The sequence below is a fragment of the Tolumonas lignilytica genome (assembly GCF_000527035.1).
In the GTDB taxonomy this organism is placed as follows: domain Bacteria; phylum Pseudomonadota; class Gammaproteobacteria; order Enterobacterales; family Aeromonadaceae; genus Tolumonas; species Tolumonas lignilytica.
Genome location: NZ_AZUK01000001.1, coordinates 719,147 through 735,238 on the forward strand (window position 1 = coordinate 719,147; position 16,092 = coordinate 735,238).

Annotated in this window: 12 protein-coding genes; 2 read left to right on the plus strand and 10 right to left on the minus strand. The window is 48.1% G+C overall.

Going from position 1 to position 16,092, the window contains the following annotated elements; all coding sequences use genetic code 11:
- Positions 1–24: 24 nt before the first annotated feature.
- From sucD to H027_RS0103345, 4 genes are read right to left on the minus strand one after another with little or no spacing between them, the layout of a single operon-like run.
- Positions 25–900, minus strand: a complete 876-nt coding sequence (gene sucD / locus H027_RS0103330) for a succinate--CoA ligase subunit alpha (RefSeq protein WP_024871120.1) — start codon at positions 898–900, stop codon at positions 25–27.
- Positions 897–2,066: an ADP-forming succinate--CoA ligase subunit beta gene (gene sucC / locus H027_RS0103335; protein WP_024871121.1), complete on the minus strand. Its 1,170-nt coding sequence runs from the start codon at positions 2,064–2,066 to the stop codon at positions 897–899. Before sucC ends, sucD begins: the two co-directional genes overlap by 4 nt.
- A 46-nt stretch (positions 2,067–2,112) precedes the next feature.
- Entirely contained in the window at positions 2,113–3,306 is a 1,194-nt protein-coding gene (odhB, locus tag H027_RS0103340) for a 2-oxoglutarate dehydrogenase complex dihydrolipoyllysine-residue succinyltransferase (RefSeq protein WP_024871122.1), read from the minus strand.
- 12 nt (positions 3,307–3,318) lie between these two features.
- Positions 3,319–6,117: a 2-oxoglutarate dehydrogenase E1 component gene (locus H027_RS0103345; RefSeq protein WP_024871123.1), complete on the minus strand. Its 2,799-nt coding sequence runs from the start codon at positions 6,115–6,117 to the stop codon at positions 3,319–3,321.
- A gap of 538 nt (positions 6,118–6,655) precedes the next feature.
- On the opposite strand from H027_RS0103345, the gene gltA reads away from it, so the two are divergent.
- Positions 6,656–7,948 carry a citrate synthase gene (gene gltA / locus H027_RS0103355; protein WP_024871124.1) on the plus strand — a complete coding sequence of 431 codons (1,293 nt, stop codon included), beginning with the start codon at positions 6,656–6,658 and terminating at the stop codon, positions 7,946–7,948.
- Positions 7,949–8,013: 65 nt separating this feature from the next.
- Here gltA and fbp read toward each other — a convergent pair whose 3' ends face one another.
- The 6 genes from fbp to H027_RS0103385 form a co-directional block, all read right to left on the minus strand.
- The gene (gene fbp / locus H027_RS0103360; RefSeq protein ID WP_024871125.1) at positions 8,014–9,039 is read right to left on the minus strand and encodes a class 1 fructose-bisphosphatase; all 1,026 of its coding nucleotides are present in this window, start codon (positions 9,037–9,039) and stop codon (positions 8,014–8,016) included.
- Between the two features lie 170 nt (positions 9,040–9,209).
- Positions 9,210–9,962 (minus strand): 3-deoxy-manno-octulosonate cytidylyltransferase, encoded by a 753-nt coding sequence (gene kdsB / locus H027_RS0103365; protein ID WP_024871126.1) that lies wholly within the window; start codon positions 9,960–9,962, stop codon positions 9,210–9,212.
- On the minus strand, positions 9,959–10,147 hold the full coding sequence (locus H027_RS0103370) for a Trm112 family protein (RefSeq protein ID WP_024871127.1): 189 nt from the start codon (positions 10,145–10,147) through the stop codon (positions 9,959–9,961). Before H027_RS0103370 ends, kdsB begins: the two co-directional genes overlap by 4 nt.
- The gene (lpxK, locus tag H027_RS0103375; protein ID WP_024871128.1) at positions 10,131–11,111 is read right to left on the minus strand and encodes a tetraacyldisaccharide 4'-kinase; all 981 of its coding nucleotides are present in this window, start codon (positions 11,109–11,111) and stop codon (positions 10,131–10,133) included. The genes H027_RS0103370 and lpxK overlap by 17 nt, the downstream gene beginning before the upstream one ends.
- Entirely contained in the window at positions 11,108–12,877 is a 1,770-nt protein-coding gene (gene msbA, locus H027_RS0103380; protein ID WP_024871129.1) for a lipid A ABC transporter ATP-binding protein/permease MsbA, read from the minus strand. Before msbA ends, lpxK begins: the two co-directional genes overlap by 4 nt.
- Before the next feature lie 31 nt (positions 12,878–12,908).
- A complete protein-coding gene (locus H027_RS0103385) occupies positions 12,909–15,146 on the minus strand; it encodes a DNA internalization-related competence protein ComEC/Rec2 (protein ID WP_024871130.1) in 2,238 nt (745 codons plus the stop codon).
- Between the two features lie 298 nt (positions 15,147–15,444).
- Here H027_RS0103385 and H027_RS0103390 point away from each other — a divergent pair, with 298 nt between their 5' ends.
- Positions 15,445–16,047 carry a DedA family protein gene (locus H027_RS0103390; protein ID WP_024871131.1) on the plus strand — a complete coding sequence of 201 codons (603 nt, stop codon included), beginning with the start codon at positions 15,445–15,447 and terminating at the stop codon, positions 16,045–16,047.
- Positions 16,048–16,092 lie beyond the last annotated feature (45 nt).

The window sequence follows — 16,092 nt, forward strand, 5'->3', positions numbered from 1 at the left end:
TACCTATAACTTATCGCTGATGTTTTATTTCCAGCCAGTCACTTCACGTAAACCCGCTGCAATATCAGCCAGTGAACGCACGGTTTTCACACCGGCTTCTTCCAGTGCCGCAAACTTCTCGGCCGCGGTACCTTTACCACCAGCAATGATCGCCCCGGCATGGCCCATGCGTTTTCCCGCTGGCGCAGTCACACCCGCAATATAGGAAACTACCGGTTTGGTGACATTGGCTTTGATAAACGCCGCTGCCTCTTCTTCCGCCGTGCCCCCAATCTCACCGATCATCACGATCGCTTCGGTCTGCGGGTCATTCTGGAACAGAGTCAGAATGTCGATGAAGTTGGAACCCGGGATCGGATCACCGCCAATACCGACACAGGTCGACTGACCAAACCCGGCATCCGTCGTCTGTTTCACCGCTTCATACGTCAGCGTACCGGAACGGGAAACAATGCCCACTTTACCCGGCAGATGAATGTGCCCCGGCATGATGCCGATCTTGCATTCACCCGGTGTGATCACGCCCGGACAGTTCGGACCAATCATGCGCACTCCGGTCTCTTCCAGACGGCATTTCACCTGCAGCATATCCAGCGTCGGAATGCCTTCGGTAATGCAGACAATCAGCTGAATGCCCGCATCAATCGCTTCCAGAATGGCATCTTTGCAAAATGGTGCCGGAACGTAGATGACTGACGCGGTAGCACCGGTTGTTTCAACGGCATCACGCACGGTGTTAAATACCGGCAAGCCTAAATGGGTCGAACCGCCTTTACCCGGTGAGACACCACCGACCATCTGGGTACCGTAGGCAATGGCCTGTTCAGAATGGAAGGTACCTTGTGAACCAGTGAAACCCTGGCAAATGACTTTGGTCTCTTTGTTGATCAAAACGCTCATGCCATGGCCTCCGCTGCTTTAACCACCTGCACTGCCGCATCGGTCAGACTGGTGGCGGCAATAATATTCAATCCGCTATCGGCCAGACGCTGTGAACCCAGCTCGGCATTGTTCCCTTCCAGACGCACCACCACTGGCACTTTCACACCGACTTCTTCAACAGCACCGATGATGCCGTCAGCGATCAGGTCGCAACGCACGATACCACCGAAGATATTGACCAGCACCGCTTTTACTTTGCAGTCAGAGAGGATCAGTTTAAACGCTTCGGTCACGCGCTCTTTGGTCGCACCACCACCGACATCGAGGAAGTTAGCCGGGAAGCCGCCGTGGTGTTTGATGATGTCCATCGTGCCCATCGCAAGCCCAGCACCATTGACCATACAGCCGATGCTGCCATCCAGAGCGACGTAATTCAGATCCCAGTGGGCCGCTTCCACTTCGCGAGGATCGTCCTGGGTTTCGTCGTTCCAGGCTTTCAGTTTTGGCTGACGATACAAGGCATTGCTGTCGATATTGATTTTACCGTCAAGGCACAGCAGGTTGCCCTCACCGGTGATCACCAGCGGATTGATTTCCAGCAGCGACAAATCACACTCGGTGAACATCTTGCCTAAGCCTAAGAAGATCTTGGTGAACTGTTTCAGTTGGTCGGCATTCAAACCCAGCTTGAAGCCCAGTTCACGCGCCTGATAGGCTTGCGGGCCAGTCAGCGGATCTAACGTCGCTTTGTGGATCAGTTCCGGCGTGTTGTGGGCCACGGTTTCGATGTCCATGCCACCTTCGGTGGAGGCCATAAATACCACGCGGCGGGTACTGCGATCGACCACGGCACCGAGATAAAGTTCTTTGGCGATGTTACCGCAGGCTTCGACCAGAATGGTGTTGACCGGTTGACCATTGGCATCGGTTTGATAAGTGACCAGACGTTTGCCTAACCAGTGTTCGGCAAACGCACGGACGTCCTGCTCAGAGGAAACGACTTTGACCCCACCGGCCTTACCCCGTCCACCGGCATGAACCTGACACTTGGCAACCCATTTTTCACCGCCTAATGTCTTCGTCGCCGCAACGGCTTCATTCGCTGAGGAACAAGGAACACCGGGAGGCACAGGCAGACCGTAGTCAGCAAATAATTGCTTGGCCTGATATTCATGCAAATTCATGATAATAGTCCGTTATTCAGGGAGCAGCACAACGCTGCTCTCGTTATTAGATATCCAATAGCAGTCTGGTTGGGTCTTCCAGCAATGATTTCACATGCACAAGAAACCCGACCGATTCCCGGCCATCGATGATACGGTGATCATAAGACAGAGCCAAGTACATCATTGGAAGTATAACCACCTGACCATCCACAGCCATTGGGCGATCCTGGATTTTATGCATACCCAAGATAGCGCTTTGAGGAGGATTGATGATCGGTGTCGACATCAGGGAACCAAATACACCGCCATTCGTGATGGTAAACGTACCGCCGGTCAAATCATCAACCGACAGTTTGCCATCGCGTGCTTTATCAGCCAGCGACTTGATCCCTTTTTCAATGTCAGCCAGCGACAACTCATCACAATTACGCAAAACTGGGGTTACCAATCCACGCTCTGTAGAAACTGCAATGCTGATATCAAAATAATTGTGATAAAGAATATCATTCCCATCAATAGATGCATTCACTTCAGGATATCTTTTTAATGCCTCACTGACCGCTTTGACATAAAACGACATGAATCCAAGCTTGATACCATGGCGTTTTTCAAACTGTTCCTGATATTTGCTGCGGATTTTCATGATCGGCTGCATGTTGACTTCATTAAACGTAGTCAACATAGCCGTCGTATTTTTAGCTTCCAGCAACCGTTCTGCGATCCGTTTTCTCAGTCGGGTCATCGGCACCCGTTTTTCTTCACGGGAACTGAATGAGGAATCGACTGCCTCAACAGCGGCAATGTCGCCCACAGTGGTTTGCTCACTTTCCTGGCGGGAAAGATGTTCGAGCACATCCTGACGGGTAATACGACCACCCCGGCCAGAACCATGTAAATTGGCAGGATCCACCTCTTCTTCTGCCAATATCCGGCGCACAGAAGGAGTCAGAATGTCATGCGAGTTTCCCGCATCGGCAACCGCTTCCGCTGGCTTGGCTTTGGTTTCTTCACCACTGGCTGGGGCTGGCTGCAATTCTGCTAATAGTTGTTTGGCCTGAACAGTGCTGCCTGTTTCAAACAAGATATTACTGACAATACCATCCTGCGGAGCTGGCACTTCCAATACAACCTTGTCGGTTTCCAGATCCACCAACAACTCACCCGCTTTGATGATGTCACCAAGCTTTTTATGCCAAGTACCTACCGTTGCGTCAGAAACGGACTCGGGGAGATCTGGCACCATTATTTGCAAACTCATGGATATATCCTTTTATTTTATTGTCAGCGCTTCTTCGACTAATGTTTTTTGCTGTTGCAGGTGCAGCGACATATACCCTACCGCCGGTGCAGCTGAAGCCGGTCTTCCAACATAATTCAGATAAACAGAGGGCGGAACCACCCGTTTCATGCGGTGCTGGCAGCTATACCAGGCGCCTTGATTCTTCGGTTCTTCTTGGCACCATACAAAATCCTGAACATGCTGATAAGGCTCAAGGATCGTTTTCAATTCATCTTCAGGGAAGGGATAGAGTTGCTCAATGCGGATGATGGCCACCGCTTTATTATCCGCTTTGCGGCGGGCTTCCAGTAAATCGTAATAGACCTTGCCGGAGCAAAGCACAACCCGTTGCACTCCTTCCGGCGGGATCACATCAATTTCAGCAATCGCATTCTGGAATTGCCCGTCAGCCAATTCAGGCAGCGATGATACCGCCAGTGGATGACGCAATAGTGATTTAGGCGTAAAGACCACAAGCGGACGACGCATTGGTCTCAATATCTGCCGCCGTAAGAGATGATAAATTTGCGCCGGTGTGGTCGGCATACAAATCTGCATATTATGCTGTGCACATAATTGCAGATATCGTTCAGGACGGCCTGAGGAATGCTCTGCCCCCTGTCCCTCGTAACCATGCGGTAATAGCAATACCAAACCGCACAGGCGCCCCCATTTTTGTTCACCAGAGGAAAGAAATTGGTCGATCACGACTTGCGCACCGTTCGCAAAATCACCGAATTGGGCTTCCCAAATTGTCAGCCCATCAGGTGTCGCGGTTGCGTAACCATACTCAAATGCCAGCACGGCTTCTTCTGATAATACGGAGTCATACACACGGAAAGCGCCTTGATCCGGTGACAGGTTCATTAACGGTGTATACGTTGAGCCATCGTTCTGGTTGTGCAACACCGCATGGCGATGGAAGAAGGTGCCACGTCCGGAATCTTGACCAGTCAATCGCACCGGGTGCCCTTCGGCCAGCAGCGAAGCATAAGCCAGATTCTCAGCAAAGCCCCAGTCAGCTAATTTTTCACCGTTGCTCATCAGAACTCTATCTTCATAGATTTTCTGAACTCGCGATTGCAGCACATGCGACTCCGGATATCGAGTCATGGCTTTCGCTAAAGACACCAATTTATCTAACGGATAGCTCGCAGCATAAGACTCCTGCCAATCGTGCCCTAAAAATGGCGTCCAGTTCTGGTGTATTTCAGCCATCGGACGCCATTCTTTAACAACGCACTCACCACGATCCAGAGCCTGACGGTAATCAGTAACGGCTTTTGCTGCCGTCTGTTCATCGATAATGCCTTCATTGGTCAATTGATCAGCATAAATCTGACGTGCAGTCGGGTGCTGACGAATTTTCTGATACATCAATGGCTGCGTTGCTGTCGGTTCATCCGCCTCATTGTGGCCATTGCGACGATAACAGACCAAATCAATGACCACGTCGCGGTGAAAGGTATTACGAAAATCCAGTGCCAACTGGGTGATCCATAATACTTCTTCCGGATGATCGGCATTTACATGGAATATAGGTGCCTGAACCATCTTGGCAATATCAGTACAGTAACGGGTTGAGCGGGTGTCTTTCGCATTGGATGTGGTAAATCCAATCTGGTTATTAATCACAATGCGAACTGTTCCCCCCACGCCGAAGCCCCGGGTTTGTGACATATTAAATGTCTCAGCAACCACGCCCTGCCCGGCTATTGCCGAGTCACCATGAATGGTAATAGGCAATACTTTATTAAATTCATTGTCATGCAGGCGTTCCATACGGGCACGAACAGAACCGATGACCACCGGGTTTACAATTTCCAGATGGGATGGGTTGAATGCGAGCGCCAAGTGAACATTGCCACCTTCAGTCGCAAAATCTGAAGAGAAGCCCATGTGATATTTCACATCGCCTGTTCCCCAGGCATCACCGTGATGTCCCGCGAACTGATCGAACAATTCTTTCGGGCGCTTACCCAGCACATTAACTAACATGGTTAAACGGCCACGGTGCGCCATACCAATGACGATCTCTTTGTGACCGGCTACACCGGCCTGACGGATAATGGATTTCACCATCGGAATCAGGATGTCGCCGCCTTCCAGCGAGAATCGTTTCGCACCGGGGAACTTCGCCCCCAGATAACGTTCCAATCCTTCAGCTGCCGTTAACTCTTCCAACGCTTGGATCTTGATGGCATCCGACCATTTTGGCTGTGACTCAACAGCTTCAAGACGCTCTTGTAACCAGCGTTTCTCGATCTGTGAAGTCATATGCATGAATTCTGTTCCAATGACGCCGCAATATGTTTTACGCAGCGACGCGAGCAACTGCCGCAAACTCATTCGCTCATGACCCGCCAGATAGCTCCCGACATGAAATTCACGATCGAGATCGCTTTCATCCAGTTGGTAATAAGGAAGCTCCAACTCGGGTACAACCGGATTAGACGTTAAACCTAAGGGATCGAGCGAGGCATATTGATGGCCGGCATAGCGGTAGGCATTAATGAGTTGCAGAACGTGAAATTGCTTTTGATCCAGATAGACATGACTTGCTGCAGCGACGACGCGTTTGGGTTGTGTGGTTTGTTGACGTAATTGCTGACGGATTAAGGCATGAGGTTGTTCATTCTGCTGCGGCGCACCTAACTCAGAAAAACACCGTTGCCATTCCAGTGGTACAGAACCCGGATCCACCAGGTAGGATTCATAAAGATCTTCAACATATGCGCTATTTGCCAGGTAAGATGATCGAATCCAGTTGGCAATGGCATCTTCATGCATATTCATTTTATTTCCTTTAACCGCTGCGCTGCTTGTCCAGTCATCGTTTGATGCGACAACCAGATGAATCATCCAACAACATAGCTGACTCAACCCAACTCTGCTCTCGGGATGAAAAGGTTTCTTTTATATTCAACATATTATGATTACCTGTTACTGTTACGGCAATCACAGAGCGAATATGACGTTTTTAATGCTCAAAAAACAATCTTTATTGCTGTCCGACACCTTCATGTTGGATATGAAAAGACAGCACACTCAGTATATTCAGGCAACCACATTCATTACAAAATTTTAACAACACATAAACAGAATTTTATGAACTAACCACTCAAACTGTGACCATTCATACATTTAGCCCGCGCTATCAAATTGACAAAGCATGGCAGGATGGTTGAAATAAGTGTGATGCAATAAGGATTTTTTGTTGCTATCAATCGCAATAGCGTTTATACGAACTATAAAGGAACAATAAAAGATGTTTCGTGAAGTTACTTCACGAAAGCCGCTTTCACATTAATTGCAAAGGAGACTTGCTATGGCTAATAAAGTAGCCACCCTGCACATCCCCGGTCAGGAACCGATCGAACTGCCCATTCTGTCAGGAACAGAAGGCCCGGAAGTTATCGATGTTCGCGCATTAGGGGCGCATGGCTATTTCACTTACGATCCAGGTTTCCTGTCCACAGCATCCTGTACCTCTAAGCTCACCTACATTGACGGGGATGCTGGTATTCTGCTGTATCGTGGCTACCCTATTGCAGAACTGGCTAAAGATTCTAACTATCTGGAAGTCTGCTATCTGTTATTGAACGGCGAACTGCCCAACAAAGAGCAGTATGACAAATTCCGTTATACCGTGACCCGTCATACCATGGTGCATGAACAGATCACGTCTCTGTTCAAGGCCTTCCGCCGTGACTCACATCCAATGGCAGTTATGTGCGGGGTTGCCGGTGCGTTGTCCGCGTTCTATCACGATGAACTGGATATCAGCCATGAACAGCACCGTGAAATTGCGGCTTACCGTCTGATCTCCAAGATGCCAACGCTGGCCGCCATGTCATACAAATACTCCATGGGGCAACCATTCATCTATCCTCGTAACGACCTGAGTTATGCCGGTAACTTCCTGCATATGATGTTTGCCGTGCCTTGCGAAGAATACCGCGTGAACCCGGTGATCGAACGTGCAATGGATATTATCTTTGTCCTGCATGCCGATCATGAACAGAATGCTTCTACCTCCAGTGTCCGTCTGGCTGGCTCATCAGGCGCGAATCCCTTTGCCTGTATCGCCGCCGGTATTGCATCATTGTGGGGGCCTGCCCACGGTGGTGCCAATGAAGCATGTCTGAAAATGCTGCAGGAAATCGGTTCAGTGGATCGCATTCCTCACTTCATTGCCCGAGCAAAAGATAAGAATGATCCATTCCGTCTGATGGGTTTCGGCCATCGCGTGTATCGTAACTATGACCCACGTGCAGTAGTGATGCGTGATACCTGCCATGCGGTATTGCAAGAACTGAATATCAGTGATCATCCATTACTCGACGTTGCAATGGAACTGGAACGGATTGCTTTGTCTGACCCCTATTTCATTGAGAAGAAACTGTATCCGAACGTAGACTTCTACTCCGGTATTATTCTGAATGCGATCGGCATTCCAACCTCAATGTTTACCGTGATCTTTGCGCTGGCCCGTACCATCGGCTGGATTTCTCACTGGTTAGAAATGCAGGCAGATCCGGCCAGCAAAATTGGTCGCCCTCGTCAGCTGTACACCGGCGCACCAACCCGCACCGTATTGCCTATCAACATGCGCAAGTAATTGTTACTCAGCAAGACAAAGGGCAGCGATAAGCTGCCCTTTCTTTTTGATTTGAACCGTTAAAACTATTGGTCTGACGGTTCCGCATACTGCGCAACAAACTCTTCCAGCTTATCAACCATAAAACGGGAACCAGCATAGAATGGTGTCCGTTGATGTAACTCTGACGGTTCCAGATTCAGAATTCGTTCCCCCCAACCGGTAGAGGCTTTGCCGCCGGCCTGCTCTACCAAAAATGCCATCGGGTTGCATTCATAAAGCAGACGCAGTTTTCCGTTGGGTGCGTTGGTTCCTGAAGGGTACATATAGATCCCCCCTTTCAACAGGTTCCGATGAAAATCAGCCACCAGCGAACCAATATAACGCGAGGTATAAGGGCGTTTTTCCTGTTCATCCACAGCCTGACAATACTTGATATATTGTTTTACGCCTAATGGGAACTTCAGGTAATGGCCTTCATTGACGGAATAACAATATCCCTGCTCCGGAATTTGGATATCCGGATGAGACAAGCAGAAATAGCCGATGGAAGGATCAAGCGTGAAACCATTCACCCCTTGACCTGTTGTATAAACCAACATGGTCGATGATCCATAAATAACATAACCAGCCGCAACCTGACGGTGTCCTGGCTGTAAAAAATCAGCAAGAGTGGCCGGTTGATCTGCGGGTGTCACCCGGCGATAAATAGAAAAAATAGTTCCCACCGACACATTGACGTCAATATTGGAGGAGCCGTCTAAAGGATCGATCAACACCACATATTTTGATTTTTTCTCGCTGATGGGATCAAAAGCAACAAAATCATCCTCTTCTTCCGAGGCTAAACCACACACCTCACCTCTGGCAGCCAATGCATCTTTGAATTTCTCATTTGCAAACCAATCCAGTTTTTGTTGCTCTTCACCCTGAACATTATCTCGCCCCATCGCACCGAGAATATCACTTAAACCTGCCTGATTAATTTCACGATTAACAATTTTTGCTGCCAGGCTAATCGAAGAAAGCAGATTGGTAAGCTCACCGGTAGCATGTGGAAAATCCGCTTGTTTCTTGATGATGAATTCGCCAAGCGTTGTTCCTATAGTCATAATGCTGTCCTTAGAAGGAAGATGTACGGTTTGTTTGCTTAATGTTACACTCTGTTACACAAAACGCAAGCGCTTGCATGAAGAATCGATTCAGCTTAACGAGCAGAATCGAAAAAAGCCAGAGGAATTACTCTGGCTTTTTTATTACGGTCAATAATCAAATTTTTAGCTTATTGTGTTTGCAAATGTCGGCGAACTTTTTCCAAATCTTCTGGAGTATCAACGCCTGCTGGCGGTGTTTGTGCAGCAACAGCAACATGGATTTTTTCGCTATGCCATAACACACGAAGCTGCTCTAGTGATTCGATCTGTTCCAGTGGGCTGACCGGCCAATCGACATATTGACGAATAAATCCAGCGCGATAGGCATATATACCGATGTGACGCAGGAATGAATGATGCGACTGTTTCGGTTCTTTAGCAAAACCATCCCGATCCCATGGAATGGTGGCTCGACTGAAATACAGCGCATACCCCTGTTTATCCATGACCACTTTTACCGCATTCGGATTGAACAACTCATGCTCATCATCAATGGTTACGGCCAGTGTTGCCATCGGTGCCGTTGTATTCGCCAGATTTTCAGCAACCTGCGTAATGATGGCTGGCGGGATCAACGGTTCATCACCCTGAACATTCACAATGATGGTATCCGGCGCGAAAGCATATTTCTCACAGACTTCGGCTAACCGTTCAGTCCCAGATTGATGATGCAGCCCCGTCATGCACACTTCAACATCCAGAGATGAAACAGCAGCAGCGACACGTTCATCATCAACGGCAACAATAACCCGGCTGGCTCCTGATTGTTTGGCTCGTTCAACAACCCACGCAATCATTGGCTGACCATGAATATCCGCTAATGGTTTCCCCGGCAAACGGGATGACTGATAACGGGCAGGAATAACGACCACAAAACTCATGATGGAAGCTCATCAGCCGTTAATGGTCTGGCTCGGCTTTCCAGTAATACAGGAATATCATCTTCTATTGGATAAGCCAGCTTATCGGCACGACAAACTAATTCTGAGCGTTCTTTGTCGTAATTCAGCTTTCCTTTGCAGATAGGACAAGCGACTATTTCCAGTAATTTATAATCCAGTGCCATATTTAAGCTCCTTCAGTTGAGCAAGTAATCTGTTTGCAAATTTTTCTGGCAATTTAGCAGTAACGGGCTGATACCACCAATTATCCAAAGCAAAACTCCGACATTTCACTGCATCCTTTTCCGTCATGATCAATGGCCGTTGGGAAAAGCGCTTTTGCAATTCTGTCGCATCAAATACCTGATGGTCAGCATAAGCCACCTGTTGATTTAACGCATATCCTTGTAGCAATAGGCTATTGAAAAAACGGGGGGGATAACCGATGCCGGCCATTGCATCCACAGCCCCGGAGATGAGCGCGGTATGGTGTGTTTTAACATTGCATAAGGGAGACGGTTCCAGTGACATTTGCACTTCATCCGGTCTGGCTTGCCCGCCGTTGCAAATGACAGCCATGACCTGCTGCAAGCGAGAAGCACTTTCGCGCAATGGACCCATCGGCATTAACCAGCCATTACCTAAGCGGCGTTCACCATCCATCACAACCAATTCAATATCACGCTGTAATGCATAGTGCTGCAAACCATCGTCACAGACGATCACATTTACATGGCATTGCTCGACTAATAGCTGAACCGCCAGGGCCCGTTTCGGAGCTACAGCAACCGGACAGCCACTGCGTTGATATATCAAAACCGGTTCATCACCTGCTTCCGCTGTCGTCGTTTCGGGGTGTAGCAGATAAGGATAATGCGGTGCTTTGCCACCATAACCTCTACTGACCACCCCCGGTTTATAGCCCGCTTGGGTCAGTAACTCCACCAGCCACAATACCATTGGCGTCTTGCCGTTACCGCCTACGGTAATATTGCCAACAACAATGACAGGTACAGACGCCCGGTAACTGGAAAGCAAACCTTTTTGATAAGCTAGTCGCCGCAAAAAAGTCAGTAATGCAAACAGTGCAGCAAAAGGTGCCAGCAGCCAATTGATCCCGCTACGTTTATACCAAAGTTTATCTATCATGAGGTTTGTGCACCCATCTGGGTACGACGGAGTAACGCGTAAGCGCCACCCAGTTCCAACAACTGATCATGCGTGCCACGCTCGACAATTTCACCGTCATCAATCACCAGAATTTCATCCGCGTTTTCAATGGTCGACAGACGGTGAGCGATCACCAGAGTGGTGCGATCTTTGGTCAGCGATTCCAACGCCGACTGAATGCGGCGTTCAGACTCGGTATCCAATGCAGACGTTGCTTCATCCAGTAGCAGGATTGGCATATCACGCAAGAGCGCCCGAGCGATGGCCAGTCGTTGACGCTGACCACCAGACAACGTGGCACCATTTTCACCAATAATCGTATCGTAGCCATCCGACATCTGACTGATAAATTCATCGGCATTCGCTAATTTCGCAGCATGGATGATCTGTTCGCGGCTGAACAAATCTTCTGCGGCATAAGCAATATTATTCGCGACGGTATCATTAAACAGGTGGACGTTTTGTGATACCAAGGCAAACTGGCGACGTAAATCACGCAGGCGATATTCCCGGATATCGTGTCCGTCCAGCAGAATTTGCCCTTCCTGAATATCGTAAAAACGGGTCAACAAACTCGCAATGGTGCTTTTGCCCGATCCTGAACGCCCCACCAAGGCCACGGTTTTGCCCGGCTCAATAGTAAAGCTCATGTCTCTTAATGCAGGTGCATCTTTTGTGGGATAGGTAAAAGTGACATGACGAAACTCAATATGACCCGCAGCATGAGTGATAGCTAGTTGCCCTTTATCTTCTTCTAATGGCAGATCAATAACATCAAACAGGCTCTGACAAGCCGCAATCCCTCTCTGGAACTGTACATTCACCTGAGTCAGATTTTTCAGTGGTTTTAACAAACCAAAAAGTGCCGAAATAACAGCAGCAAAAGACCCGGCAGTCAGTTTGTGACTGATTTCAGGGAAGGTCGCAAGATACAAAACCAAAGAGAGTGCGGTAGATGCGATAAACTGAACGATCGGTGAACCGACTGCATCGGCAACCACCATTTTCATGTTTTGTTGACGAACAACATTACTGACGCTGTCGAAACGGGCTGCTTCTATTTCTTGCCCACCGAACATCAAAACCTCTTTATGCCCACGCAGCATTTGCTCGGTAGAAGTCGTGATATTGCCCATAGCATGCTGTAATTGTCGGCTTAACTTCCTGAAACGCTTACTAATAATGGAAATCAGAAAAGCGACAATGGGGCCGATAACAAAAAAGATCGTCGATAATTGCCATGAATAGTAAAACATCAGCACCAACAGACCAATGACCGTACACCCCTCTCTGATTAAAGAAATCAGGGTAGAACTGGCTGCTGACGAAACCTGACTGGCGTCGTAAGTGACTTTGGATAACAAACTACCTGTGTTGTGTTTATCAAAAAAGGAGAGCGGCATCCCCATTAAATGCGAAAAGACAGCGCGCTGCAGTCGCATAACGACAGTGTTACCAACCCAAGCCATGAAATAATCAGAGATAAAGTTACATACTCCTCGCATGGCCACTAAACCCATGATCATCACTGGTAGCCACAACATTGCCGAGTGATCTTTGCCGTTTAATCCATCATCCAGTAACGGTTTAATCAGGGAGATCATGTAAGTATCAACGCCCGCGTAACCAGCCATGCCGAGTGCGGCAATAGCCAATCCCTTTCTGCGACCAATTGTGTATCCCAATAGGCGTTTCAGAATGGGCCAACTGGCTTTCTGCGCTACGTCGAGAGCTTCTTTAGACATGGATGATCAAACCTTGCTGCAAAATGACCCGTCATTTTAGCGGTTGATCGCCCACTAACCAAGCATCCATCTGTCTATACCAGGGTTGGAAATGACGAAAAGGTTGAATATTGATACCTTTCTGGTCAAATTCGAAACTGACCATCCCATCCATCGCCGTGATCCATTGTTTTGTATGAGCATAACGCGCCAGCACAACAGAATTCGGATGGTGCCATTTATTTTGATATCCCGCACTGTGCACAACATATTGCGGTGCAACCGCGGCAATAAAACCCGCCGATGAAGATGATTTACTCCCATGGTGAGGCGAAGATAAAATTTGGCTACGTAACAACTGGTTTGGTAAATGCGTTAATTCTGCCTCAGCATCACGCTCCACATCCCCAGTCAGTAAAACGCTATGTTCCCCATCAGAGATCCGCAAGACGCAGGAGTCTTCATTGACCTCGCCCCCTGATGATTGCAGCGGGGATAATAAGGTTAATTGCAACCTTCCCCATGACCAATATTGTCCTCGCTGACAAATCAGCGTGTCAGTCGTTAAAGGGGATGAGGAGATGATCCGGGCCTGCGGATATTGCTGATGAATACGCTGCCAATTTGCCGCATGATCTTTATCCCGATGACTGACAAATAAATAGTCCAGTTGCTGGCTCCCTCTATATTCCAGCATCGGAAATATTGCTGCATCCGCCATGTTATACCCACCGGGAAAGGCATCTCCGGTATCAAATAACAGCGCTCTGTCATGCTGCGTCACTAAAACGGAAAGACCTTGCCCCACATCTAGCATATCCACCCGCCACTCAGGTTCAGATTGACATGCATTGAGCAAAAATCCCGAACCACCGAGCAACAACAAGCCCCATTCCCGCTGCTTATTGATCCGAAAAAAATACCAAAATATAAAACTCATCAATAGCCACAATACGAGCTGCTGTTGCTGCAATGAAAGCGTGATCCAGCCAGAACACCGAGCTTGAATCCATGTCAATGCGGACATCAACCAGTCTAATTGCAGATCACAAAGCCAGAATCCAAAACGCGCCAGAGGTGGCAATATTGGCACCAATAATCCCGACACTAGAGCAACAGGTACGATAGAAAAAGTAAACCATGGGCCTGCAGGTAAATTGACCAGAATACTACTGAGACTGAGCCCGTCAAAAAACATCAATTGCACAGGAATGAGCAGCAATGTCATCAAACACTGCACCTGCCAGAGGGATGGTTTACGCCATAAAAACCCGGCAATCCCCAGAATCGCCACGGCAATAAATGACAACCAGAAGCCAGCAGAAAAGAGGCTCCAGGGATCAAGAAACAGCAGACAAGCTAAAGAGGCCATCCAGATCCGACTTACAGACCATTCACGTTGCCAGATCCGTAACCCCATCCAGATGACCAACATACACAACGATCGGACTGTCGGCGCTGAAAAATCAGCTAACGCGCTGTATAACACCGCCAGTGCCATCCCCACTAATCCATGTAATGCCGGTACTTTGTCAGTGAAACGGCGAAACAATAAACGGGATAACGCGACACCGATCCAGGCAATGAGCCCAATATGCATCCCTGAAATCGCAATGAGGTGAATGAGCCCGGTATCCCGCAATGTCTGCCAGTCGGTTTTATCAACATCCTGCTGTTCACCATAAATCAATGCCATCAGTAATTCAGGCTGACGAAAACCCTGCATGAGCTGACGTGATTTCATTAACCATTGATCCCGCCAACTATGATCGGCCTGATACATCACCTGATATTGTTTGGCGTTCCCCGTGGCGGTAACGCCCTGCCCCAGCAACCATCGTTCTGTATTAAAGCCCGCAGGATTTCCCAGCCCGTGCGGTATTTTAAGACGAGCCCAGACATGTAGCTGATCCCCCCGTTTTACCGCTCTTGATTTATCGGGCAGTTTTAATCGAATATGAGGTGCCGGCCAGTAGGTGTGGTGGTTAATTACCTGGACAGACGCCTGTATTTGTTGCTGATCTGCATGGGCAACCACATTTTCTACAGTAATAGTTAATTCCTGCATGGCAGGAAGATGGATGTTCTGATCCTTTAACCAAAACAACTGCTGATTGAAGAAAAAAATCGACCAACAAACGCCGAATAATACGGCCCCGCAAAAACGATAGCGGCTAAAAATGAGGATACCCACAAAGCCGCTCGCCAAACCATAACTATTGGCTGGAAGCAATGGCCAAACCAATGCACTAATAATGCCCAAGGCAATGCCGAATAGCAGACGATCCACGTGCTTATCTTAATTAGCGGAAGAAGAACGCCATTTTCCCGGGATGCATCGAAAACCAATAGCTGTCTCTTTTGACGAAAATCATGTCGTTTTTGTATAAAAAGAAATCAGAACGAAAGTCGGAAAGTGTTTATTTCACAGAAAACGGAGAAAACTAATACCGATTTGCACACCCATGAGCGAATGAGTGTCATAATCCGGCGACATTATCTTGTTGTAGTTTTATGTGTTGTCTTGAATTGATGAATAAAATAACCATGAGACTGCCAGTCAGAAATGGGGTGAAAAAAACAATACGATGGATATTCTGATTTCCATTTTTTCTGATTATGGCTATGTAGCCGTCTTCGTGATGCTTTTGCTGTGCGGGTTTGGTCTGCCAATCCCTGAAGATATTACCCTCGTCGCAGGAGGGATCATTGCAGGCTTAGGGTTTGCAGATGTTCATACCATGTTTGCTGTCTGTATGGCCGGCGTACTCATTGGTGACAGCACCATGTTTTCCCTTGGCCGGATATTTGGACAACACATATTATCCTTTGCGCCTATCCGCCGAATTGTAACCCCCCACCGTTTCTCGCAGGTGCAGGAAAAATTCGTAAAATACGGCAATTGGGTGCTGTTTGTTGCGCGCTTTTTACCTGGTCTGCGTTCCCCTATTTTTATCGTAGCCGGAATGAGTCGTCGGATTTCGATCTGGCGATTAGTCGTGATGGACGGACTGGCAGCTTGTATTTCAGTGCCTATCTGGGTATATCTCGGCGATTATGGTGCCTACAACCGAGAGTGGTTACTGCATATGATCAAGCGAGGTCAGACCGGTATCTATTCACTGCTGGTACTGGGAGCCGTCATCCTTATGTTGATTTATTACCGTCACAAACGCAGTAAAAAATTGTGAATAAAAAAAACCAGCAATGATGCTGGTTTTTTTATATCGCTATAT

Bases quoted from the DNA above. Each gene is read 5' to 3' on its own strand.
- kdsB (WP_024871126.1), bottom strand. From the start codon at position 9,962: ATGAGTTTTGTGGTCGTTATTCCTGCCCGTTATCAGTCATCCCGTTTG.
- fbp (WP_024871125.1), bottom strand. From the start codon at position 9,039: ATGACTATAGGAACAACGCTTGGCGAATTCATCATCAAGAAACAAGCG.
- sucD (WP_024871120.1), bottom strand. From the start codon at position 900: ATGAGCGTTTTGATCAACAAAGAGACCAAAGTCATTTGCCAGGGTTTC.
- odhB (WP_024871122.1), bottom strand. From the start codon at position 3,306: ATGAGTTTGCAAATAATGGTGCCAGATCTCCCCGAGTCCGTTTCTGAC.
- sucC (WP_024871121.1), bottom strand. From the start codon at position 2,066: ATGAATTTGCATGAATATCAGGCCAAGCAATTATTTGCTGACTACGGT.
- H027_RS0103370 (WP_024871127.1), bottom strand. From the start codon at position 10,147: ATGGCACTGGATTATAAATTACTGGAAATAGTCGCTTGTCCTATCTGC.
- H027_RS0103390 (WP_024871131.1), top strand. From the start codon at position 15,445: ATGGATATTCTGATTTCCATTTTTTCTGATTATGGCTATGTAGCCGTC.
- H027_RS0103345 (WP_024871123.1), bottom strand. From the start codon at position 6,117: ATGCATGAAGATGCCATTGCCAACTGGATTCGATCATCTTACCTGGCA.
- msbA (WP_024871129.1), bottom strand. From the start codon at position 12,877: ATGTCTAAAGAAGCTCTCGACGTAGCGCAGAAAGCCAGTTGGCCCATT.
- lpxK (WP_024871128.1), bottom strand. From the start codon at position 11,111: ATGATAGATAAACTTTGGTATAAACGTAGCGGGATCAATTGGCTGCTG.
- gltA (WP_024871124.1), top strand. From the start codon at position 6,656: ATGGCTAATAAAGTAGCCACCCTGCACATCCCCGGTCAGGAACCGATC.